Annotated in this window: 20 protein-coding genes; 12 read left to right on the forward strand and 8 right to left on the reverse strand. The window is 58.9% G+C overall.

Translation table 11 applies throughout. The annotated features are described in order from the left end of the window. Window positions 1-101 precede the first annotated feature (101 nt). Together rluB and CAF87_RS16220 are read left to right on the forward strand one after the other, a co-directional pair. Entirely contained in the window at window positions 102-1,313 is a 1,212-nt protein-coding gene (gene rluB, locus CAF87_RS16215) for a 23S rRNA pseudouridine(2605) synthase RluB (protein ID WP_085733787.1), read from the forward strand. 846 nt (window positions 1,314-2,159) lie between these two features. Then, window positions 2,160-3,578 carry an amino acid permease gene (locus tag CAF87_RS16220; protein ID WP_085733786.1) on the forward strand — a complete coding sequence of 473 codons (1,419 nt, stop codon included), beginning with the start codon at window positions 2,160-2,162 and terminating at the stop codon, window positions 3,576-3,578. A 94-nt stretch (window positions 3,579-3,672) separates the two neighbouring features. Here the strand turns inward: CAF87_RS16220 and glyA are convergent, their stop codons facing one another. Beyond that, window positions 3,673-5,022 (reverse strand): serine hydroxymethyltransferase, encoded by a 1,350-nt coding sequence (gene glyA, locus CAF87_RS16225; protein ID WP_085733785.1) that lies wholly within the window; start codon window positions 5,020-5,022, stop codon window positions 3,673-3,675. Between the two features lie 552 nt (window positions 5,023-5,574). On the opposite strand from glyA, the gene CAF87_RS16230 reads away from it, so the two are divergent. Together CAF87_RS16230 and CAF87_RS16235 are read left to right on the forward strand one after the other, a co-directional pair. Further along, window positions 5,575-6,174, forward strand: coding sequence for a helix-turn-helix transcriptional regulator (locus CAF87_RS16230; RefSeq protein ID WP_085733784.1), 600 nt, complete (start codon window positions 5,575-5,577; stop codon window positions 6,172-6,174). After that, on the forward strand, window positions 6,164-7,042 hold the full coding sequence (locus CAF87_RS16235) for a queuosine precursor transporter (protein WP_085733783.1): 879 nt from the start codon (window positions 6,164-6,166) through the stop codon (window positions 7,040-7,042). The genes CAF87_RS16230 and CAF87_RS16235 overlap by 11 nt, the downstream gene beginning before the upstream one ends. A gap of 73 nt (window positions 7,043-7,115) precedes the next feature. Here CAF87_RS16235 and queC read toward each other — a convergent pair whose 3' ends face one another. Beyond that, window positions 7,116-7,814 carry a 7-cyano-7-deazaguanine synthase QueC gene (gene queC / locus CAF87_RS16240; RefSeq protein WP_085733782.1) on the reverse strand — a complete coding sequence of 233 codons (699 nt, stop codon included), beginning with the start codon at window positions 7,812-7,814 and terminating at the stop codon, window positions 7,116-7,118. A gap of 271 nt (window positions 7,815-8,085) precedes the next feature. On the opposite strand from queC, the gene arfB reads away from it, so the two are divergent. Beyond that, window positions 8,086-8,499: an alternative ribosome rescue aminoacyl-tRNA hydrolase ArfB gene (arfB, locus tag CAF87_RS16245; RefSeq protein WP_085733781.1), complete on the forward strand. Its 414-nt coding sequence runs from the start codon at window positions 8,086-8,088 to the stop codon at window positions 8,497-8,499. Here arfB and CAF87_RS16250 read toward each other — a convergent pair. The 6 genes from CAF87_RS16250 to phhA all read right to left on the reverse strand — a co-directional run bounded on the left by CAF87_RS16250 (window position 8,496) and on the right by phhA (window position 12,864). Further along, window positions 8,496-9,683: an MFS transporter gene (locus tag CAF87_RS16250; RefSeq protein WP_170929668.1), complete on the reverse strand. Its 1,188-nt coding sequence runs from the start codon at window positions 9,681-9,683 to the stop codon at window positions 8,496-8,498. The two genes, arfB and CAF87_RS16250, sit on opposite strands and share 4 nt — an antisense overlap. A 95-nt stretch (window positions 9,684-9,778) precedes the next feature. Next, window positions 9,779-9,961, reverse strand: coding sequence for a hypothetical protein (locus tag CAF87_RS16255; RefSeq protein WP_085699525.1), 183 nt, complete (start codon window positions 9,959-9,961; stop codon window positions 9,779-9,781). A 74-nt stretch (window positions 9,962-10,035) separates the two neighbouring features. Beyond that, window positions 10,036-10,167, reverse strand: a complete 132-nt coding sequence (locus CAF87_RS29535; protein ID WP_256574703.1) for a hypothetical protein — start codon at window positions 10,165-10,167, stop codon at window positions 10,036-10,038. A gap of 200 nt (window positions 10,168-10,367) precedes the next feature. After that, entirely contained in the window at window positions 10,368-11,561 is a 1,194-nt protein-coding gene (locus tag CAF87_RS16260) for an amino acid aminotransferase (RefSeq protein WP_085733779.1), read from the reverse strand. Beyond that, entirely contained in the window at window positions 11,561-11,917 is a 357-nt protein-coding gene (locus CAF87_RS16265) for a 4a-hydroxytetrahydrobiopterin dehydratase (protein ID WP_003222798.1), read from the reverse strand. Before CAF87_RS16265 ends, CAF87_RS16260 begins: the two co-directional genes overlap by 1 nt. Window positions 11,918-12,027: 110 nt before the next feature. Next, on the reverse strand, window positions 12,028-12,864 hold the full coding sequence (phhA, locus tag CAF87_RS16270; RefSeq protein ID WP_225739972.1) for a phenylalanine 4-monooxygenase: 837 nt from the start codon (window positions 12,862-12,864) through the stop codon (window positions 12,028-12,030). Window positions 12,865-13,087: 223 nt separating this feature from the next. Here phhA and CAF87_RS16275 point away from each other — a divergent pair, with 223 nt between their 5' ends. The 7 genes from CAF87_RS16275 (at window position 13,088) to flgK (ending at window position 21,690) form a co-directional block, all read left to right on the forward strand. Further along, the gene (locus CAF87_RS16275) at window positions 13,088-14,647 is read left to right on the forward strand and encodes a sigma-54-dependent transcriptional regulator (RefSeq protein ID WP_085733778.1); all 1,560 of its coding nucleotides are present in this window, start codon (window positions 13,088-13,090) and stop codon (window positions 14,645-14,647) included. A 235-nt stretch (window positions 14,648-14,882) separates the two neighbouring features. Next, window positions 14,883-15,623: a flagellar basal body rod protein FlgF gene (locus CAF87_RS16280; protein WP_085710427.1), complete on the forward strand. Its 741-nt coding sequence runs from the start codon at window positions 14,883-14,885 to the stop codon at window positions 15,621-15,623. A 45-nt stretch (window positions 15,624-15,668) separates the two neighbouring features. Beyond that, the gene (flgG, locus tag CAF87_RS16285; RefSeq protein ID WP_007958342.1) at window positions 15,669-16,454 is read left to right on the forward strand and encodes a flagellar basal-body rod protein FlgG; all 786 of its coding nucleotides are present in this window, start codon (window positions 15,669-15,671) and stop codon (window positions 16,452-16,454) included. Between the two features lie 53 nt (window positions 16,455-16,507). Further along, a complete protein-coding gene (gene flgH, locus CAF87_RS16290; protein WP_007965503.1) occupies window positions 16,508-17,203 on the forward strand; it encodes a flagellar basal body L-ring protein FlgH in 696 nt (231 codons plus the stop codon). Between the two features lie 27 nt (window positions 17,204-17,230). Continuing rightward, window positions 17,231-18,319, forward strand: a complete 1,089-nt coding sequence (locus tag CAF87_RS16295; protein WP_080593281.1) for a flagellar basal body P-ring protein FlgI — start codon at window positions 17,231-17,233, stop codon at window positions 18,317-18,319. Between the two features lie 11 nt (window positions 18,320-18,330). Further along, a complete protein-coding gene (flgJ, locus tag CAF87_RS16300) occupies window positions 18,331-19,623 on the forward strand; it encodes a flagellar assembly peptidoglycan hydrolase FlgJ (protein ID WP_085733776.1) in 1,293 nt (430 codons plus the stop codon). 21 nt (window positions 19,624-19,644) lie between these two features. After that, window positions 19,645-21,690, forward strand: a complete 2,046-nt coding sequence (gene flgK, locus CAF87_RS16305) for a flagellar hook-associated protein FlgK (protein ID WP_085733775.1) — start codon at window positions 19,645-19,647, stop codon at window positions 21,688-21,690. Window positions 21,691-21,695 lie beyond the last annotated feature (5 nt).

The raw sequence follows: 21,695 nt of genomic DNA on the forward strand, positions 1-21,695 counted from the left end.
TCGCGACCCTTCGGCGATCCCTTCGCTCGAAAACCCAGATTTCAATGCTTCGGCAGGCCCAATCCAGAGCCGCTGATCAGATCACACCGGGAGGTGCCCAGATGAGTGACAACCAGAAAAACGACCAGGAAATCGGCCCAGCAGGCGAAAAACTGCAGAAAGTCCTCGCCCGTATCGGCGTCGGCTCGCGCCGTGACGTAGAAGCGTGGATCAGCCAGGGCCGGATCAAGGTCAACGGCACAGAGGCCACCCTCGGCCTGCGCGTCGACATGCACGATGCCATCACCATTGATGGCAAGGTCATCAAGCGCGAAGAGGCCGCCGAGTCGGTCCGCCGCGTGATCATGTACAACAAACCCGATGGCGAGATCTGCACCCGTGACGATCCGGAAGGCCGTCCGACCGTGTTCGACAAGCTGCCGCGTCCTAAAGAAGGGCGCTGGATCAACATCGGTCGTCTCGACATCAACACCACCGGTTTGCTGATGTTTACCACCGACGGTGAGCTGGCCAACCGTCTGATGCACCCGTCCTATGAAATGGACCGTGAGTACGCGGTACGTGTTCGCGGCGAAGTCGATGACGAGATGATCGAGCGCCTGAAGGCCGGCGTTGTGTTGGAAGACGGCCCTGCGCGTTTCACCGACATTCAACAGGCACCGGGCGGCGAAGGCTTCAACCACTGGTATCACTGCGTGGTGATGGAAGGTCGTAACCGTGAAGTGCGTCGTCTGTGGGAATCCCAGGGTCTGGTGGTCAGCCGCCTGAAGCGCGTGCGTTTCGGTCCGGTGTTCCTCAACTCCGACCTGCCGATGGGCCGCTGGCGCGAAATGAGCCAGTACGAAGTCGACGTGCTGAGCGCCGAAGTCGGTCTGACCCCGGTGGCCATGCCGCAATTGAACGCCAAGAGCAAAGACAAGCTCGACCGCATGCAGCGCAAGTCGTCGCGCCCGATGCCTCGCACCGAGCGCGTGCGTACCTTGCGTCCGGCCAATGGCGCACCGGCGGCTACCGGCCCGCGTACCGTGCGTGAGCCGCAGATCGAAGGCGAGCGTCCGGGTCGCAAGCCGGCAGCGCGTCCGGAGGGCGAGCGCGCTCCGCGTGGCCGTACCGAGCGCGGTGAGGGTCGTGCACCGACCGGTCGCGGTACGCCAGTGGCGGATCGTCCTGCCGAGACCAAGCGTCCGGCCAAACCGGCACCGAAGCGTCCAGGCATCAAACTGGCTGACGATGACAAGCCGTCGGGCAAGCGTCGTGGCGCTCCGACCGGTTCCGGCCAGCGTCCGGGTTTCGGTCGCAAGAAGCCGGAATAACGCAGATATAAGCTTCGAGCGGCACGCTTCAAGCTGAAAACAGAAACGCCAACCTCAAGGTTGGCGTTTTTTTTTGGATTTTTTATTTCTTTTTTTTGGGTGTTTTTTTCTTGTTTTAAAACAAAAAAATGACGCCTTTCAGATAGTTAGCCAGCTAACGTCAAGCATCGGTCCCGGCTTCGAATGGTCAGGAGTGGAAACTTTACGTTACGCGCTGTCAGCGAATATTTACGAAAAAGCCCATGAAGCCCCGTGGATCCTGTGCTTCTTCCTGGCTGTAAGGAAAATCTGCCGAAGCCCCGTCCGCCGGGCCTGGCGCAGCGCTCTGGCATGCTTGTTTCAGGTTCGTTTGAGAGGTGAGATGCGCCCCATGCCTGTCGTGCAGGTGCATAACAAGAAGGAGGCGCAATGAACGCCGATATCCATTTTCACTTCTCTACGTGGGACGGATTTTCCATCGTCCACGCCGATGGCCTGCAAAGGCCTGACTCAATTTTTGCAGCCGCCCGGGCCTCTCGGGGCGGACACACGCAATCCCGGCAACCGACACGCTGATCCAGCGGGGTCTGGCAGCAGGGGGTTAGCGGTGTACAATGCGCCGCGTTTTAACTGTGACCCTCTGCGTAATCGCGCATACCTCAAGACTATCCGTCTTGTTCACTCCGTCGCGTCACGAGCGTGTCGGGTTCGATTTCGTCACAGATAAAAACAAACAGGTGACGCATGACCGTTGTAATAAAGCTGAATTCCTGGTGCCTGCGCTGGGGTTTGATCAAGGTTGGTTGAAATCGCAACCTTGCAGCAACGTCTACTGAACATCATCAAACCTTGCGTGAGACCTTTTTCATGAGTGGACAAAACTCGCAATCAGGCGAGCTGAAACGCGGCCTGAAAAATCGCCATATTCAACTGATCGCCCTCGGTGGCGCGATTGGTACCGGATTGTTCCTCGGCTCGGCCGGGGTGCTGAAATCCGCCGGCCCGTCGATGATCCTCGGCTATGCCATCTGCGGCTTCATCGCTTTCATGATCATGCGCCAGCTCGGCGAGATGATCGTCGAGGAGCCGGTGGCCGGTTCCTTCAGCCACTTTGCGCACAAGTACTGGGGCGGCTTCGCCGGTTTCCTTTCGGGCTGGAACTGCTGGATCCTGTACATCCTGGTGGGCATGTCGGAGCTGACCGCGGTCGGCAAGTACATCCACTACTGGGCGCCGGACATTCCGAGCTGGGTCACCGCGGCGGCGTTCTTCCTGCTGATCAACGCGATCAACCTGGCCAACGTGAAAGTCTTCGGTGAGGCCGAGTTCTGGTTCGCGATCATCAAGGTCGTGGCGATTGTCGGCATGATTGCTCTGGGCAGCTATCTGCTGGTCAGCGGCCATGGCGGCCCGCAGGCGTCGGTCAGCAACCTGTGGTCCCACGGCGGCTTCTTCCCGAACGGCGTCAGCGGTCTGGTCATGGCCATGGCGATCATCATGTTCTCCTTCGGCGGTCTGGAAATGCTCGGTTTCACCGCTGCCGAAGCCGACAAGCCGAAAACCGTGATCCCGAAAGCGATCAACCAGGTGATCTACCGGATCCTGATTTTCTACATCGGTGCACTGGTGATCCTGCTGTCGCTGACCCCATGGGACAGCCTGCTGGAAACCCTCAACGCGTCGGGCGATTCCTACAGCGGCAGCCCGTTCGTGCAGGTGTTCTCGATGCTCGGCAGCAACACCGCCGCGCACATCCTCAACTTCGTGGTCCTGACGGCGGCACTGTCGGTGTACAACAGCGGCACCTACTGCAACAGCCGTATGTTGCTGGGCATGGCCGAGCAGGGCGATGCGCCGAAAGGTCTGGCGAAGATCGACAAACGCGGCGTGCCGGTGCGTTCGATTCTGGCTTCGGCAGCGGTAACGCTGGTGGCTGTGCTGCTCAACTACCTGATTCCGCAACACGCGCTGGAACTGCTGATGTCGCTGGTGGTTGCAACGCTGGTGATCAACTGGGCGATGATCAGCTTCTCGCACTTCAAGTTCCGTCAGCACATGAACAAAACTAACCAGAAGCCGCTGTTCAAGGCGCTGTGGTACCCGTACGGCAACTACATCTGCCTGGCGTTCGTCGCGTTCATTCTGGGTGTGATGTTGCTGATCCCGGGCATCCAGATCTCGGTGTATGCGATTCCGGTGTGGGTCGTGTTCATGTGGGTCTGCTACGTGATCAAGAACAAGCGTGGTGCGCAGCAAGCACTGTCTGCAGCAAGCGCTTCCAAATAAGCGACGCTGCAGAAACAACAAACCCGGCCAAGTGCCGGGTTTTTTGTGTTAGCAGATTCTGGAGGCTTCTCCGAGTTTCGAGCCACTCCAGCTGCTATGCGTAGTCAGTGATGGGATACAGCGCGCACAGCGCTTCGGTCTGTAGGCGGAATTGCTCCCTCAGTGTGGGGGCCAGCGTGTAATCCTGCTCGCCGAGCGGCGTCACATTGTCCAGGATCCGGCACATCAGATCGACAATCTGTCGACATCCCCGGGCGTCGATGTGGCGTTGCGCGATGGATCCGGTGCCGATGCGCAGCCCACTGGTCACGAGGGATGATCGGGTTTCGCCGGGGACGCGGTGTTTGTTCACGATGATCCCGCAGTGCTCCAGCGCCGCCTCTGCAATGGCGCCGGTGATGCCGTTGCGCAACTGAAGCAGAACCGCGTGGTTTTCACTGCGCCCGCCCACAACCTCGTAGTCATGGGCCTGAAACGCACTGGCGAACTCATCGGCCGTGCTCCGGATCCGCGCCATGTAGGCGTCGAACTCTGCCGACCTTGCATAGCCAAGTGCCGCCGCCTTTGCCGCGATCATGTTGACGGCCGGCGCGCCCTGCATTCCGGGAAACACGGCTTGATCAAGGGCACGACTGAAGGTCGTCCTCAGGCCGGGTACTTTGGTGTTCGCGTCCCGGCCGGAAAGGATCAGGCCGCCGCGGGGGCCCATGAGTTGCTTGTGTGTGCAGGTCGTGGTGACGTGTGCAACGTTGATCGGGCTCGGATGTCGCCCGGTGGCAACCAGTCCGGCGATGTGCGAAATATCAGCGAGCAGGATGGCCCCGGCTTCATCGGCAATCTCACGGAACCGTTCGAAGTCCACTACCTGCGAATAGGCATTGGCACAGCACATGATGATGCGCGGGCGGTGGTCGAGGGCCAGTCGGCGTACCTGGTCGTAATCGATCAGACCTTCGGCGGTCGTGCCGTACTGGATCGCCTTGTAGTGGTCGCCCGAGAATGCGGCGGTGTTGCCGTGGGTGAGATGGCCTCCGTGTTCGACGGCCATTCCCAGCAGCGTATCTCCCGGCTCAAGCAGGCCGGTGAGCACCTGGTAGTTGGCGTTCGACGCCGAGTGTGATTGCACGTTGGCGTACTGGGCGTCGAACAGCTCCCGAGCTCTTCGGATGGCCAGCGACTCGACCCGGGTGACGTTCTCGCACCCGGCGTTATAGCGCCTGCCGGGCATGCCCTCGGCCGTCACATTGACCAGCGCCGACGCCGATGCCACCAACGTGCGAGGCTTGACTGCGCAAGAGGAGGAGACCAGCGAGAGCGTCCGGTGTTGACGCGTGACTTCAGCGTCGAGGATCTGTGCGAGTTCGGCGTCTTCCGCCCGGAGATCCGCCAGGCCACGTCGCAGTAAATCGGCCTGATTCGTAAGCTGTTCGGTATTGACTGGCATTGTCTGTTTTCCTTCCCTGTTTGTTGCGCGCAACCAACAATCGCGCGCCTTCCCTGGTCTTGCGTGTGCGCACCTGCGTCCATGTTCTGCCAAACGCCATACAGGCCGATCCGTGTTCTGGCGGCGATGCGCGCAAAACTAAAGCCTGTATAAACAGCCGGTTTTCATGACCTCTGCTCGTAACCGTGAGGAGAGTATCGCCGGATGCATCATAGGTTTTTTGCTTGGGAATGCCACAAGATTAATCAGAAAAATGAACATTGTTCAAATAAAATGATTCTTTTTGTCCCCCGGAAGGGTGTAAAACTGCGGCTCGGCAGGCGTGGCTTTCCGGTGCTGTGCGTGATGACAAGGAGAACTAACAAGTCAGTACAGACTTTGCTGGCCTGGACTATTCGGTGTTCGTTTAGTCGCTCAAGGAGGGAGGATGCTATGATCGCGCGCGGCTTTGATACGGATGCAACTGTAATGACCCACTTGACTTGAGTGATCCAATAGCGAGCGCTCGGGGTGTGATGTCAATTACGGTTATAAATGGATGGTAAGCACTTCATGCACAGAAGAGAAAGATCGGAGAATCTGAAAAATAACATCAAGTACTTGATAAAAAGTCGTGGGGAGACGCAGCTGTCCTTGTGTAACTCCAGTGGCCTGACTCGAACGACCATTTACAATATTCTCGAAGGGAAGGTGGTCAACGTACAGCAGTCCACGGTTCGCAAGATTTCTGATTTTTTTGGTGTTTCTTATGAAGAAATAGAAACGATTGATTTTGAAGAGAAGGAGATCATAGAAAGCAGTATTTCTCCGCAAGGGAATATGAACCCGGCGGCAGTACCTATTATAAAAGAGAGCCTGGTTATCCAGAGTCTGGATAAGAGGATAGGCGAGTTGGCCACGATTTACCCATTGACTTATTATTTCGGCACTTCCTTCAACTTGATAGGTGTTCTGCTGGAGAACGAGATCAATGGTTTGCATGAGCCAGGCGATCTATTGATCGTGCAGAAAGGTTCGTCGACCGGCGACAGGGAAAAGCTGGTGTATGACAAAATCACAAACAGGCTGCTTGTAATCCAAAAGTCCGACGTGGCTACGGATCGCATTTGTGTTGTAGGGGATATAATCGAGGAACGATTTAATGGGTTGTAGTGTTGAAATGGAAAACAGCAAGTACAAGCTATTGGGATTTGAAAATGGAAAAAGCCTGGCCGTCATCATGGTCATCGCGACCGGAAAGATTATTAAAATAAAACTGAGTGAAGTGTTGAATAGTGAGATTATGGATAATCTGAATAAAATAGAAGTCAAAAACCTGTACAAGAAATTTTATTCCCAGGGAGGGACGCTCACCGCCTATGATCTTAATGATCGTCATGAGAGTTCCTGGATGATCTATATCATTCTGAACCTTATGTTGTTTACGCTGTACATCTTTACCAGTATCGCCGCGACCAAGCCGATCTATCTGGAATACTTTGATATTATCGTTACGCCGGGTACTTTTCTTTATCCGTTGACCTTTCTGATCGTCGACTTGTTGAATGAGACATTCGGTCTCAGGCTTGCGCGAAAAGCGATACTTTTCGCTTTTATCAGCAACGCGGCCATCATTATCTTGCTGGCCATCACGACTCATCTCCCCGGGCTGCCGGGCTGGAAGCTCGACGGGCCTTACAATGATGTCATCAGTCAGTTGTCTTCTGTCCTGGTGGCGTCTTCTGTTTCGTTTCTGGTTTCCGAGAATATTAACTCGTATTTGTTGTGCAAAATCAAAGAACTCACTAACTCCAGATTCCTGTTTTTGCGCGTGTTTTTAAGTACGTTGTTTGCGGTGATCATCGACAGCTTTCTTTTCTGCTTCATTGCGTTTTATGGCGCGATGGAAACCAGCGCGATACTGAACATGATCTATGTTCAGATTGCGATAAAGGTTGGTTTCGCTTTCTTCAATGTCTTGCCTGCCTACGGGGCAAGGGCATTGTTCAAGAAATACTTGACCGGCAGTCAGGCGCAATAATGCAGGATGGCGCTCGCCGGGTAGGTCGTTACCATAATTCCAGGTGAGCGCTTGTTGCTGTGCAGTTAAATACTCAGTTCAAATTCAGTTTTGCTTTCAGACTGAGCGTAACTTGATCTTTGTTATTGAGAAACTCATTGAGGCCTTTGGCGCGAAGATTACAGGCATCGCAATTAGAGCAACCGTTACCTTTAATGCCGTTGTAGCAGGTCAGTGTCTGGTCGCGAATAAACTCCAGCCGGTTATGGTAATCGGCCAGGGCCCAGGTTTCCGCTTTGTTCAGCCACATCAGCGGAGTGTCCAGGGTCAATTTATAATCCATACCCAGTTCAAGGGCTTTGTTCAGTGCCTTGACAAAGTCATCTCGGCAATCCGGGTAGCCGGAGAAGTCTGTTTCACAAACACCGGTAATGACGGTCCTGGCCTGAACCTGGTACGCATATATGGAAGCCAGGGTCAAAAACAGAATGTTCCTGCCCGGCACAAATGTACTCGGCAGGCTTTCTCCTGAACTATTAATGGTCGGGACTGGAATGTTGTCGCGCGTCAGGCTGCTGATGGCCAGTTCATTAAGCAGCGACACGTCCATGGTCTTGTGTACGGTTACACCAAGTTCTTTTGCCAGTTGCTGTGCAACTTCAATTTCTGCACGATGGCGCTGGCCATAGTCAAACGTGATGCAGTGGATTTCATCGTAGTGGGTCAAGGCATGGATCAAACAGGTTGTTGAGTCCTGCCCGCCGCTAAATACGATGACTGCTTTATTGCTCATGGTTATGCTTCCTGCATTGAAAGGGTAAATGCAATATTCGAACAATAATCGAGGAGATTCTTGTCTCGGGTGTTCATTGCCGTGGCGATATTCTACGTAGTACGGCGCTCGTTGGCACTGATTAATGCCCCCATGTTGACGGGGCAGTTTTCCCGTTTCGCCAGATAGTCGCCGTGTATAGTGAAAAGACGCGACGCTGAAAGCACACTCAGGGTCATGCTGACCGTAGCTGCTACAGGTGCGGCGAAACAGGCTTTACGATGAGAATGCAATGCTGAAGATTTCCAATAACGTGCATCTGCCGGATGCCGAGATCGAACTGACTGCCATCCGCGCCCAAGGGGCTGGCGGGCAGAACGTCAACAAGGTCTCCAGCGCCGTGCACTTGCGCTTCGATATTCCTGCCTCGTCCTTGCCCGAGTTCTACAAGGAGCGGCTGCTGGCGCTTCGCGACACTCGCATCACCAGCGATGGCGTGCTGATCATCAAGGCTCAGCAATACCGCACGCAGGAACAGAATCGCGCCGATGCACTGGAGCGTCTGACCGAGTTGATCCTCAGCGCCACCAAGGTCGAGAAGAAACGCCGTCCAACCAAGCCGACGCTGGGGTCGAAGAAGCGTCGGCTGGAGTCGAAGACCAAGCGCGGCAGCATCAAGGCCGGGCGCGGCAAGGTGGATTTCTAGTCTTCGCGGTACTTCGACGTGTGCCGATACAGATAGACGCTCAACGCCAGGCCACTCAATGCGGCGATTGCGGCGAACAGGAAGATCGAGGCAAAACCGAAGCCCGCCGCAATCGCCCCGGCCAATGGCCCGGTGATCCCCAGCGACAGATCGATGAACAGCGAATAGGCGCCGACCGCCGCACCGCGACTGGAAGCCGGCACCAGGTTCACCGCTTCCACGCCCAGCGCCGGGAACACCAGCGAGAAGCCGAAACCGCTCAATGCCGCACCCGCCACTGCCCAGTGCGCGTCCGGCGCCAGCCATAGCAACAGCAGGCCCAGTGTTTCCACCGACAGGCAGGCAATCGCCACGCGAAAGCCGCCGAGGCGGTTGATCAGGTTACCGAACAGCAGTCGCGCGCCGATGAAGCTTGCACCGAACAGACTCAGGCACAGCACCGCGTTTTCCCAATGCTGTGTGGCGTAATACAGAGTGATGAAGGTGGCGATTGTGCCGAAACCGATCGAGCCCAGCGCCAGTCCGCAGCCGTGGGGAAAGACGCGACCCAGCACATGCATGAACGGCAAACGCTCGCCAGCGACAATCGGCGCGGCGGTTTTCGGCCAGGCCAGCAGCAGGCCCAACGATGCGAGCAACAGAATGCTCACGCCCATGCTCCACAGACCGAAATGGCTGACCAGCCACACACCCAGCGGCGCCCCGATGGCCAGCGCACCATAACTGGCGATCCCGTTCCATGAGATGACTTTGGCCGTGTTGGCCGCGCCGACGCGGCCGATGCCCCAGCCGATCGATCCGGAGCCGACGAGACTTTCCGCACTGCCCAGTACCAGACGGCCGATGAACAGGCTGATCAGGCTGAGCATCGGCAGATTGGGCGTCCAGGCCGAAATCAGCATGAACACGCCACTCAGTCCACACCCGGCCAGACCAATCATCACCGCACGTTTGCTGCCCTGGTTGTCGATGATCTTGCCGGCATACGGACGACTGAGCAGGGTGGCGAGGTATTGCACGCTGATCACCAGACCGGCGATGACCGCGCCGAAGCCCAGGTCGCTATGTACGTAGCCGGGCAGCACCGCCAGCGGAATGCCGATATTCAGGTAGCCGATGAAGGTGAACAGGACGATGGAAACGACTTGCAGCGTGACCGCCAGGGGGCGCTGGGGTTCTGGCATAGAGGACGACATGGGTAACGATCCACGGGGAGAGCAGAATAGATAGGCTGCTCATGATACCGGCGTGGACGATTCTGCGGCGGGGAAAAGTAAAACTATTTGGCCGGGGCGACCAGTTGCGTGGTGACCAGTGCGGCGAGGGCGTTTTCTTCGCTGCCGAAACGGGCGAGCAGTGCGGCCTGTTTCTCGGGCGAGAGACGGCTCCAGATCTCGATCATCTTCTCGGTGGCGCCGATAAGGATTTCAGCCTGTTGTTCGTTAAAGGTTTCGTCGGTCATGGCAGTCTCAGGTTTCAGGCAGTGTGGAAAGCGCATGTTAGCGCTTTCCACACGGTCTGTACGGCGGGTGTTGCTTACTCTTCGCTGTCGGCCGGACGGCTTTCGGCGGCTTCTTTCGGCTCGGGCTGTTGGGCACCGGCTTGTTGCGTGGTCGTCTGCTCAGGTACGTGCAGGCTTGGGAAGGGGAGATTCGGAATCTCGTGCATGGTTGCGCTCCTCGCTAAGTCTGTTGATAGATCTGGTAGATCCGCGCTTTCAGAAAGCCTGCGAAGGATACAGCAGTAAAAATGACAAACAGATTTTTAATTCCGCTTGTTGCGACGGGCGGGATTGTCTAGACAAGTGCGACAGGGTGACGCAGGGCAAATGCGGGAGCGGCGGTGTGCCCGCCGCCCCTGACATTGGTTTATTTGCAGACGTTGGCGATCGCCTCGGCCAGCAGGTCCAGACGCGTCGCATCGATCCCGGCGACGTTGGCCCGGCCCGAGCTGACCATGTAAACGCTGTGATGTTCGCGCAGGTTTTTCACTTGTTCCGGCGACAGGCCGGTGTAGGAAAACATGCCGCGTTGCACGCCAATGTGCGCAAAACGCTCGCGCAGACCGTGCGGTTCCAGTGCTTCGACCAAACCGCTGCGCAACTGGGCGATACGCAGGCGCATGGCTTCCACTTCGTCGGCCCAGCGGCGTTTCAGCTCCGGGTCGGCGAGGATCATGGCGACGACGGCTGCGCCGTGATCCGGTGGTGTCGACCACAGGTTGCGGGCGATGTGGGCCAGCTGGCTGCGGATGTCGATGAGCTTGTCGGCGGTTTTCGCGCAGACGATCAGCGCACCGGTGCGGTCGCGGTACAGGCCGAAGTTCTTCGAGCAGGAACTGGTGATCAGCAGCTCGGGCAACTCGGCAGCGAACAGCCGGGTTGACCATGCATCCTGCTCCAGACCGTCGCCGAAGCCCTGGTAGGCAAAGTCGATCAGCGGCAGCAGATTGCGGCTGCGCACCACGTCCAGCACCCGACGCCAGTCGTCGTGACTCAGGTCGAAACCGGTCGGGTTGTGGCAGCACGCATGCAGCAGCACCACATCGCCCTTCGGCACTTCATTGAGCACGGCGAGCATTGCATCGACGTCGAGGCGGTTGTCGCTGCCCACGTACGGGTAATGACTGATCTTGACCCCGGCGGCCGCGAAAATCGTTTCGTGGATCGGCCAGGTCGGGTTGCTCAACCAGACGCCCTTGCCCGGCAGGCATTGTGCGATGAAGTCCGCCGCCAGACGCAGGGCACCGGTGCCGCCCGGGGTCTGGGTGGCGCCGGCACGTTGCTGGGCGATCAGTGCCGAATCGGCGCCGAGCACAAGCTCGTTGATGACCTTGCCGAACAGCGGATTGCCGTGGCCACCGATGTAGGTCTTGGTGTCCTGGCTCTCGACCAGACGCGCCTCGGCGATTTTCACCGCCTCGGGAATCGGCGTCAGGCCTTGGGCGTCCTTGTAGACGCCCACGCCAAGGTCGAACTTGCGCGGGTTGGAATCCTGCGCGTAGGCCTCCATCAGGCCGAGGATCGGGTCGCCGGGCACCCGGCCGATGGCGTCGAAGTGCATTACTTGCGTCCTTCTGCAGTCTTGGCCACTTCGTCAGTGCGCGCGGCCATGATGAAGTCGTTGCGGTGCAGGCCCTTGATCGAGTGGCTCCACCAGGTCACGGTGACTTTGCCCCACTCGGTCAGCAGGCCCGGGTGGTGACCTTCGGCCTCGGAGATCTCGCCGACGGCGTTGGTGAAGGCCAGGGCGTGCTTGAAATTCTTGAACAGGAAGACTTTTTCCAACTGCATGATGCTGTCACGCACTTCGATGTTCCAGTCAGGGATCTGCTTGATCAGGATCGGCAATTCTTCATCGCTGACCTGTGGAGCATCGGCACGGCACGCTTCGCAATGGGCTTGGTTCAAGGTGGACATGGTGTACTTCCTGAAATCTAGAGGTGTTTTTTTATATTGGCTGGCAATGTCGTCACGCTAAACCAAAGCCGCGACGACTGACAGACTCACTTGTAAGTAAAAGCCACGGTTCACGCAGCTTTTGGTTTCGGCGGAAATTTCGGTGCGTGCAGACCCAGCTGCATGCCTTGCTTGACCATGCCCATGATGTCTTCGTGGGCGAGGTCGAACAGGCGCTTGAGGTTCGGCAGGACAAAGTACAGCGGTTGCAGGATGTCGATGCGATACGGCGTGCGCATCGCTTCCAGCGGATCGAAGGCCTGATGCTCGGGCTCGTCCGACAGCGAGTAAACAGTTTCCTTCGGCGATGACAGGATGCCGCCGCCGTAGATGCGTTTGCCCTGCGGGGTGTCGACCAGGCCGAATTCGATGGTCATCCAGTACAGGCGCGCCAGGTACACGCGTTCTTCCTTGGTCGCTTGCAGGCCGAGCTTGCCGTAGGTGTGGGTGAATTCGGCGAACCAAGGGTTGGTCAGCAGCGGGCAGTGACCAAAGATCTCGTGGAAAATGTCCGGCTCTTGCAGGTAGTCCAGTTCTTCGCGGGTGCGAATGAAGGTGGCCACCGGAAACTGCTTGCTGGCGAGCAATTCGAAAAAGGTCTGGAAGGGAATCAGCGCCGGGACGCGGGCAACCTGCCAACCGGTGGTCTCGCCGAGCACCTTGTTGATCTCGCCCAGTTGCGGGATGCGGTCGTGGGGCAGTCCGAGTTTTTCGATACCGTCCAGGTATTCCTGGCACGCCCGACCCTCGATCACTTTCAACTGGCGGGTGATCAGCGTGTTCCACACCGCGTGTTCTTCGGCGGGGTAGTCGATAAAACCTTGCGCATCGGGCTCGCGGGCCACGTATTGCGTCTGCTTCATACTGCTCTCCTGCGAGGGAAATTCGTTCTTGTTATGTCCTGCTATGGACTGAGAAATACCCCAGAGCGTGCCGTGTTGCAGCAGGTTGAAGACCTGTCGAGTAGGAAAAGTCTCTTTAAAACGTAAAATTATCGTTACGCTTTGTGCGATAAGTCGGGATTGCAGTGATTCGCGGGTTTGAAACGACCTGTGTCTGTCACATAATCTTGACGACTATCTTGCGGGCGGCAGAGAAAAATCCGCCCCTCTACCTGTTTCGGGCCTTTATATGCGTATCAAAGTCCACTGCCAGAACCGCATCGGCATCCTGCGCGACATTCTCAATCTGCTGGTGGAGTACGGGATCAACGTCGCCCGCGGCGAGGTCGGCGGTGAGCACGGCAACGCGATCTATCTGCATTGTCCGAACCTGATCAATCTGCAGTTCCAGGCGTTGCGGCCCAAATTCGAAGCCATCGCCGGGGTGTTCGGCGTCAAGCGAGTAGGGCTGATGCCCAGCGAGCGTCGGCACATGGAGCTGAATGCGTTGCTCGGTGCACTGGAGTTTCCGGTGTTGTCGATCGATATGGGTGGCTCGATCGTTGCCGCCAACCGTGCTGCGGCGCAGTTGCTCGGGGTGCGGGTGGACGAGGTGCCGGGGATTCCGCTGTCGCGTTACGCCGAAGACTTCGACCTGCCGGAACTGGTGCGCGCCAACAAGTCGCGAATCAATGGCATGCGGGTCAAGGTCAAGGGCGATATCTTTCTGGCCGACATCGCCCCGCTGCAATCGGAGCACGACGACAGCGAGGCCATGGCCGGTGCGGTATTGACGCTGCACCGGGCGGACCGGGTTGGCGAGCGCATCTATAACGTGCGCAAGCAGGAGTTGCGTGGTTTCGACAGCATCTTCCAGAGCTCGAAAGTGATGGCGGCGGTGGTGCGCGAAGCCCGGCGCATGGCGCCGCTCGATGCGCCTCTTCTAATTGAAGGCGAAACCGGCACCGGTAAAGAGTTGCTGGCGCGGGCCTGTCACCTGGCGAGCCCGCGTGGCCAGTCGCCGTTGATGGCGCTCAACTGTGCGGGGCTGCCGGAGTCGATGGCCGAGACCGAACTGTTCGGCTACGGTCCCGGTGCCTTTGAAGGCGCGCGGGCGGAAGGCAAGCTCGGGCTGCTGGAGCTGACGGCGGGCGGGACGTTGTTCCTTGATGGTGTCGGCGAAATGAGCCCGCGCTTGCAGGTGAAATTGCTGCGCTTCCTGCAGGACGGATGTTTCCGTCGAGTGGGTAGTGATGAAGAGGTTTATCTGGATGTGCGGGTGATCTGCGCCACCCAGGTCGACCTGTCAGAGTTGTGTGCTCGCGGCGAGTTTCGCCAGGATTTGTACCACCGCCTCAACGTGCTCTCATTGCACATTCCGCCGCTGCGCGAATGTCTCGACGGTTTGACGCCGCTGGTGGAGCACTTCCTTGATCAGGCCAGTCGGCAGATCGGTTGTCCGTTGCCGAAACTGGCACCGGCGGCGATGGATCGGCTCAGTCATTACCATTGGCCGGGCAACGTGAGGCAACTGGAGAATGTGCTGTTCCAGGCGGTTTCGCTGTGTGATGGCGGGACGGTCAAAGCCGAACATATTCGTCTGCCAGACTATGGCGTGCGTCAGCCGCTTGGCGATTTCTCCCTCGAAGGCGGGCTGGACGAGATTGTCGGGCGCTTCGAGAAAGCAGTGCTGGAGCGTTTGTATTCCGAGCATCCTAGCAGTCGGCAACTGGGTAAGCGGCTAGGCGTCTCGCACACCACGATTGCCAACAAACTGCGTGAATATGAGGTAGGCAAGACCGATTCTTGATCCCTGCGCGATCGCTCCTGCGCAACGCACGGGGCGATCGCGCAGCACCATTGCCGCCAAGCGGCATGACACCGCCGGTTTTTCGTCTTCGATACATTTCCTTCTTTCCCGCAAAACCCCTCAAGTCCTTTGTTTATCGGGTCCTCGACCGCCAGAAAAAAGTTGGTCTGCAAATTGCTTGTGGCTCAGCAGTACAGCGGTGGGCGGCAAACGTCCGGCATGCAGAGGAAAGAGTGTGGACAAGTACCTTTATGTGGCAATGACCGGCGCCAGCCAGAACGCTCTGGCGCAAAAGGCTCATGCCAACAACCTGGCGAACATCTCCACCAATGGTTTTCAGCGCGACCTGGAGCAGGCGCGTTCGATGCCGGTGTTCGGTGACAGCTTTCCGGCGCGTGCGTTTGCCATGAGCGAACGGCCTGCCACCGATTTCACTCCGGGCTCCCTGGTGCAGACCGGGCGTGACCTCGACGTGGCCGTCAGCGGCAACGGCTTCATTGCCGTACAGAACCCCAATGGCGGCGAAAGCTACGTGCGCACCGGCAGCCTGAATATCGACGCCCTTGGCGTGTTGCGTGCCGGCAACGGCATGCCGGTCCTGGGCAATGGCGGCCCGATTGCCATTCCGCCGGAGCAGCAGGTGGAAGTCGGCGAAGACGGCACCATCAGTATCCGTGCGATGGGCGAGGGTCCGCGCGTAATGGCCGAAGTCGACCGGATCAAGTTGGTCAATCCTGACATCAAGAACATGAACAAGGGCCTGGACGGTTCGATCTACACCAAGGACGGCCAGCCTGCGCCGGCCGACGCCAACGTCAAACTGGTGTCGGGTTTCCTGGAGTCGAGCAACGTCAATGCCGTGGAAGAGATGACCTCGGTGCTGGCCCTGGCCAAGCAGTTCGAGTTGCACGTCAAGATGATGAATACCGCCAAAGACGACGACCAGGCCATGGCTCGGGTCTTGCAGATCAGCTAATTATCAGAACGTCGCGCCGTAAAACAGGCGCACGAGGAGAATCGAATGCTTCCGGCTCTATGGGTTGCCAAAACAGGTCTGTCCGCCCAGGACACCAACCTGACCACCATTTCCAACAACCTGGCCAACGTGTCGACCACGGGTTTCAAACGTGACCGCGCCGAGTTCCAGGACCTGCTGTATCAGATCAAGCGTCAGCCAGGCGCCCAGTCGACCCAGGACAGCGAACTGCCGTCGGGTCTGCAAGTGGGTACCGGTGTGCGCATCGTCGGCACCCAGAAAAACTTCACCGCCGGTAGCCTGCAAACCACCGAGCAGCCGCTGGACATGGCCATCGATGGCCGTGGTTTCTTCCAGATCCTGCAGCCGGATGGCACCACGTCCTACACCCGTGACGGTACTTTCCACCTCGACTCCAATGGCCAGATCGTCAACGCCAGCGGTTTCGCTCTGGAGCCGGCAATTGTCATCCCGAACAACGCTCAGACCTTTACCGTCGGCCGTGACGGCACCGTGTCGATCACCGTTGCCGGCAACGCCGCTTCGCAAGTGATCGGCAACCTGCAGACCGCCGACTTCATCAACCCGGCCGGTCTGCAAGCCGTGGGCAACAACCTGTTCCTGGAAACCGCCGCTTCCGGCGCGCCGCAAGTCGGTACTCCGGGCCTGAACGGTTTCGGCACCACCCTGCAGAACACCCTGGAAACCTCCAACGTCAGCACCGTGGAAGAGATGGTCAACATGATCACCACTCAGCGCGCTTACGAGATGAATTCCAAGGTGATCTCCACCGCCGACCAGATGCTCTCGTTCGTAACGCAGAATCTGTAATCAAGTCTATGAGGCGGCCATGAGGCCGCCTGCAACACCGTGAGGTAAGGGTCATGAAACGCTTCGTATCTGTTCTGGCATTGGGTGGGGTGGTCTCGCTCGCGGGCTGCGTCGCTCCGACGCCCAAGCCCAATGACCCTTACTACGCCCCGGTGTTGCCGCGTACGCCGTTGCCGGCGGCCGCCAACAACGGCTCGATCTATCAGGCCGGTTTCGAACAGAACCTGTACAGCGACCGCAAGGCGTTCCGGGTCGGTGACATCATCACCATCACCCTGAACGAGAAGACCCAGGCCAGTAAAAACGCCAACTCGCAAGTGGCCAAGAACAGTAAGACCGGCATCGGCCTGACTTCGCTGTTCGGCGGCAGCGGCACCACCAACAACCCGTTGGGTGGCAATGATCTGAGCCTCGACGTCGGCTACAGCGGCGACCGCGCGACCAAGGGTGACAGCAAGGCAGCTCAGGGCAACACCCTGACCGGTTCGATCACCGTGACCGTCGCTGACGTACTGCCCAACGGCATCATCGCCGTGCGCGGCGAGAAGTGGATGACCCTCAACACCGGCGACGAGCTGGTGCGAATCGCCGGCCTCGTACGTGCCGATGACATCGCCACCGACAACACCGTGTCGTCGACCCGGGTCGCCGATGCGCGCATCACCTACTCGGGCACCGGCTCGTTTGCCGATGCGAGTCAGCCAGGCTGGTTCGACCGTTTCTTCCTCAGCCCGCTGTTCCCTTTCTAGGTGGCTACGTTGAATTTCAAGAGCCTCATGCTCGCTGCGGCGTTGATGTCCGCAGCCTTTGGTGCCCACGCCGAGCGGCTGAAGGATATCGCCAGCATTTCCGGCGTGCGTTCCAACCAGTTGATCGGCTACGGCCTGGTGGTCGGGCTTAACGGCACCGGCGACCAGACGACGCAAACCCCGTTCACCCTGCAGACCTTCAACAACATGCTCTCGCAGTTCGGCATCAAGGTGCCGCCGGGATCGGGCAACGTGCAGTTGAAAAACGTCGCGGCGGTATCGGTCAGTGCCGATCTGCCGGCGTTCGCCAAGCCGGGTCAGCAGGTCGACATCACTGTTTCGTCCATCGGTAACTCCAAGAGCCTGCGCGGCGGCACCCTGTTGCTGACCCCGCTCAAGGGTATCGACGGCAATGTCTACGCCATCGCCCAGGGCAACCTGGTGGTCGGCGGTTTTGATGCCGAAGGTCGTGACGGTTCGAAGATCACCGTCAACGTTCCGTCGGCCGGTCGCATTCCGGGCGGTGCCTCGGTCGAGCGTTCGGTGCCGAGCGGTTTCAACCAGGGCAACAGCCTGACGCTGAATCTCAACCGTTCCGACTTCACCACCGCCAAGCGCATCGTCGACAAGATCAACGACATGCTCGGTCCAGGTGTCGCCCAGGCCATCGACGGCGGTTCGATCCGCGTCACCGCTCCGCTCGATCCGAGCCAGCGCGTCGACTATCTGTCGATCCTGGAAAACCTCGAAGTCGACCCGGGTCAGGCGGTGGCGAAAGTCATCATCAACTCCCGTACCGGCACCATCGTCATCGGCCAGAACGTGAAGGTGTCGCCGGCCGCCGTGACCCACGGCAGCCTGACCGTGACCATCACCGAAGACCCGATCGTCAGCCAGCCTGGCCCGCTGTCCAATGGTCAGACCGCCGTGGTCCCTCGCTCGCGTGTGAATGCTCAGCAGGAAGCCAAGCCGATGTTCAAGTTCGGCCCGGGCACCACCCTCGACGAAATCGTCCGTGCGGTGAACCAGGTCGGCGCGGCACCGGGTGACCTGATGGCCATTCTCGAAGCACTGAAGCAGGCCGGCGCGTTGCAAGCCGACCTGATCGTGATCTGAGGACGCCGCCCATGGATATGCGCAAAAGCGGTCTGGTCAGCAGCAGCGATTCGGGTTCGTACTCCGACCTCAATCGTCTGAACCAGCTCAAGGTCGGCGACAAGAACAGCGACGGCAACATGCGCAAGGTGGCGCAGGAATTCGAATCGCTGTTCCTGGGCGAGATGCTCAAGTCGATGCGCTCGGCCACTGAAGCGCTGGGCCAGGACAACCCGCTCAATACCCCGGCGGCCAAGCAATATCAGGAAATGTACGACCAGCAACTGGCGGTGTCCCTGTCCCGCGAGGGTGGTGGTATCGGTCTGGCCGACGTGCTGATGAAGCAAATGTCGAAGAACAAACCGATGGCGCCGGGTGAGGCTGCTGCCGCGTCCGCTGCCAAGCAGCAGGAAGCGCTGGCCAAGGCCGCTGCGGTGGAAACGCCGATTGCCGCCGGCACCGTGGCCACCAACGGCCCGCTGTCGCGCCTCAATGGCGAGCGTCCGTTGTGGGCTTCGCGTTCGGTGCATGCGCCGAACACTCAGCTGGCCCATCGCAATGACATGGAAATGATCAACCAGCGTCGCCTGGCGCTGCCGCCGAAACTGGCTGACCGCCTTCTGGCAGGTCTGGTGCCTTCGGCCACGAACACCGCAGCCACTCAATTGCCGCAGCGCGACACAATGGCTGCCGCCACCGGTTCCGGCCCGCTGTACAACGGCGACTGGCTGGCCCGCGCCGAGGCGGACAAGGCCTCCGGCGGGCAGATGCAGATTTACGGTCGCGCCATGGCGCAGATTCCGCTGGCACCGGCGAAGAAGGCGTTCAGCAACGCCGACGAATTCGTCAACACCATGCTGCCGATGGCCAAAGAGGCGGCGGCGCGCATTGGCGTCGATCCGCGTTATCTGGTGGCTCAGGCCGCACTGGAAACCGGTTATGGCAAATCGGTCATGCGCGCCCAGGACGGCACCAGCAGCCACAACCTGTTCGGCATCAAGGCCAGCAGCAACTGGAAGGGCGATTCGGCCCGGGCGATCACCAGCGAGTTCCGCAACGGGCAGATGGTCAAGGAGACGGCCGAGTTCCGTTCCTACGCCTCGTACAAGGACAGCTTCCACGATCTGGTGACTTTGCTGCAGAGCAATAATCGCTATCAAGATGTGCTGAAGTCGGCCGATAACCCAGAACAGTTTGTACGCGAATTGCAAAAGGCCGGTTATGCGACCGACCCGAACTACGCAAGCAAGATTTCGCAGATTGCCAGGCAGATGACGGTAAATCAGAACTACGCTGCGGCCGGCGTTTCAACAACGCCTTTATAAACACAAGGTAAGGTTTGAATCATGAGTTTGCTCAATATCGGGATGTCGGGGTTGGCCGCGAGTTCGTCCTCTCTGGCTGTGACAGGTAACAACATTGCCAACGTCGACACCGCCGGTTATTCACGCCAGCAAACCGTGCAGGGCACCAAGTCCTCGATCCAGACTGGCAACGTGTTCATCGGTACGGGCACGACCCTGGCCGACGTGCGCCGGGTGTACAACTCTTACCTGGAAACCCAGCTGCATACCGCCACGTCGCTCAACAGTGAAGCGGCTGCCTACGGTGGCCAGGCGACTGCCCTGGACAACTCGTTGTCCGATACCAACACAGGCCTGACCGGCGTACTGCAGAAGTTCTTCACCTCGATGCAGGGTGTGGCGACTTCGGCGACCGACGACACGTCCCGTCAGTCGGTACTGACCGGCTCGCAAGCGCTGACCAGCCGCTTCAACGCCCTGGCCAAACAGCTGAACGATCAGAACACCACGATCAATGGCAACCTCGGCGACATGGCCGCCCAGGTCAACAAGCTGGCCACCTCGATTGCCAATCTCAACCAGAAGATCGGCGAAGTTTCCACCAGCGGCGGTCAGCCGAACGATCTGCTCGACAGCCGTAACGAAGCGGTGCGCCAGCTCTCCGAACTGGTCGGCGCGCAAGTGGTCGAGCGCGGCACCAGCTTCGACGTTTACGTCGGCAGCGGTCAGCCGCTGGTCGTCGGCAACACCACCAACACCCTGAGCACCGTTCCGAGCAAGGACGACCCGTCGCGCATGGGCATCCAGATGGATCGTGGCTCAAGCACCATCGACATCACTTCGGTGATCAGCGGCGGTGAAATCGGCGGGCTGCTGACCTATCGCAATGAAGTGCTCAACCCGTCGCTCAACGAGCTGGGCCGTGTAGCACTGGTCATTGCCGACCAGATGAATCGCCAGCAAGCCCAGGGCATCGACAAGAATGGTGACTTCGGCGCGCCGATCTTCAACGACATCAACAGTGCCGCGCTGATCAGCCAGCGCAGCATTGCCTCGGCAGGCAACAGCGCAGGCTCGGGTAACCTGAACGTCACCATCAAGGACACCGGCAAGCTGACCACCAGCGATTACCAGGTCACCTTCACCAGCGCCACCAACTATTCGGTCAAGCGCTCCGACGGCACCGACATGGGTTCGTTCAGCACCACCACCACGCCACCGCCGGTGATCGACGGCTTTACCCTGGCCTTGAACGGCGGCGCGATGAGTGCCGGTGACTCCTTCAAGGTGACCCCGACCCGTGACGCGGCCACCAACATTCAGACCGTGCTCACCGATCCGAAGAAAATCGCGGCAGCAGCACCGTTGACCGGCGTGGCCAGTGCCAACAACTCCGGCACCTACACCCAGCCGACACTGGTCGATACCATCGACATCACCAACCCGGCCTCCCAGGCCGAGTTGCAGAACGCGCTCAAGTATTCGACGCCGGTCAAACTGGTCATGGGTGCGGTCACCAGCGGCAGCCAGTCGTACAACATGGTCGATGCCAAGGGCAACACCATCGGCACCGGCACCATCGTGCCGGGGCAGGCCAACACCCTGAACCTGAAGATCGGCATGGTCGACTCCACCGGTGCACCGGTGATGGATACCTCGGTCACGCCGAACGTGCAGAAAACCTTCACCGTGCAGACCACCGTGGGCGCGACGCCAAAGCCAGGCGAAACCTTCACGATCAACCTGACCGGCGCCGCCTCTTCGGACAACCGCAACGCGCAGGCGCTGGTCGGCCTGCAGACCAAGCAGACCGTGGACACCGGCACCGGCAGCAAGGGCATCAGCCTGACCGACGCGTACAACAAACTGGTGACCAACGTCGGTACCAAGGCGGCCCAGAGCAAGTCCGACAACGAAGCCACCTCGACGATCCTCGATCAGGCCAAGGGTGCGCGCGACTCGCTGTCCCAGGTCAACCTGGATGAAGAGACCGGCAACCTGGTCAAGTATCAGCAGTACTACACAGCGTCTTCGCAGATCATCAAGGCTGCGCAGGAAACTTTCGCCACGCTGATCAACAGTCTTTAAGGAGT

This window comes from Pseudomonas sp. R38(2017) (assembly GCF_002112395.1).
Lineage (GTDB): Bacteria > Pseudomonadota > Gammaproteobacteria > Pseudomonadales > Pseudomonadaceae > Aquipseudomonas.

What these genes read in the sequence shown, in the direction of transcription:
- CAF87_RS16255 (WP_085699525.1), bottom strand. Translation starts at nt 9,961, where the DNA reads ATGACCGACGAAACCTTTAACGAACAACAGGCTGAAATCCTTATCGGC.
- arfB (WP_085733781.1), top strand. Translation starts at nt 8,086, where the DNA reads ATGCTGAAGATTTCCAATAACGTGCATCTGCCGGATGCCGAGATCGAA.
- flgG (WP_007958342.1), top strand. Translation starts at nt 15,669, where the DNA reads ATGCTTCCGGCTCTATGGGTTGCCAAAACAGGTCTGTCCGCCCAGGAC.
- flgH (WP_007965503.1), top strand. Translation starts at nt 16,508, where the DNA reads ATGAAACGCTTCGTATCTGTTCTGGCATTGGGTGGGGTGGTCTCGCTC.
- rluB (WP_085733787.1), top strand. Translation starts at nt 102, where the DNA reads ATGAGTGACAACCAGAAAAACGACCAGGAAATCGGCCCAGCAGGCGAA.
- CAF87_RS16235 (WP_085733783.1), top strand. Translation starts at nt 6,164, where the DNA reads ATGGGTTGTAGTGTTGAAATGGAAAACAGCAAGTACAAGCTATTGGGA.
- CAF87_RS16265 (WP_003222798.1), bottom strand. Translation starts at nt 11,917, where the DNA reads ATGTCCACCTTGAACCAAGCCCATTGCGAAGCGTGCCGTGCCGATGCT.
- CAF87_RS29535 (WP_256574703.1), bottom strand. Translation starts at nt 10,167, where the DNA reads ATGCACGAGATTCCGAATCTCCCCTTCCCAAGCCTGCACGTACCTGAG.
- queC (WP_085733782.1), bottom strand. Translation starts at nt 7,814, where the DNA reads ATGAGCAATAAAGCAGTCATCGTATTTAGCGGCGGGCAGGACTCAACA.
- CAF87_RS16260 (WP_085733779.1), bottom strand. Translation starts at nt 11,561, where the DNA reads ATGCACTTCGACGCCATCGGCCGGGTGCCCGGCGACCCGATCCTCGGC.
- glyA (WP_085733785.1), bottom strand. Translation starts at nt 5,022, where the DNA reads ATGCCAGTCAATACCGAACAGCTTACGAATCAGGCCGATTTACTGCGA.
- flgK (WP_085733775.1), top strand. Translation starts at nt 19,645, where the DNA reads ATGAGTTTGCTCAATATCGGGATGTCGGGGTTGGCCGCGAGTTCGTCC.
- CAF87_RS16295 (WP_080593281.1), top strand. Translation starts at nt 17,231, where the DNA reads ATGCTCGCTGCGGCGTTGATGTCCGCAGCCTTTGGTGCCCACGCCGAG.
- CAF87_RS16275 (WP_085733778.1), top strand. Translation starts at nt 13,088, where the DNA reads ATGCGTATCAAAGTCCACTGCCAGAACCGCATCGGCATCCTGCGCGAC.
- CAF87_RS16250 (WP_170929668.1), bottom strand. Translation starts at nt 9,683, where the DNA reads ATGCCAGAACCCCAGCGCCCCCTGGCGGTCACGCTGCAAGTCGTTTCC.
- CAF87_RS16220 (WP_085733786.1), top strand. Translation starts at nt 2,160, where the DNA reads ATGAGTGGACAAAACTCGCAATCAGGCGAGCTGAAACGCGGCCTGAAA.
- flgJ (WP_085733776.1), top strand. Translation starts at nt 18,331, where the DNA reads ATGGATATGCGCAAAAGCGGTCTGGTCAGCAGCAGCGATTCGGGTTCG.
- CAF87_RS16230 (WP_085733784.1), top strand. Translation starts at nt 5,575, where the DNA reads ATGCACAGAAGAGAAAGATCGGAGAATCTGAAAAATAACATCAAGTAC.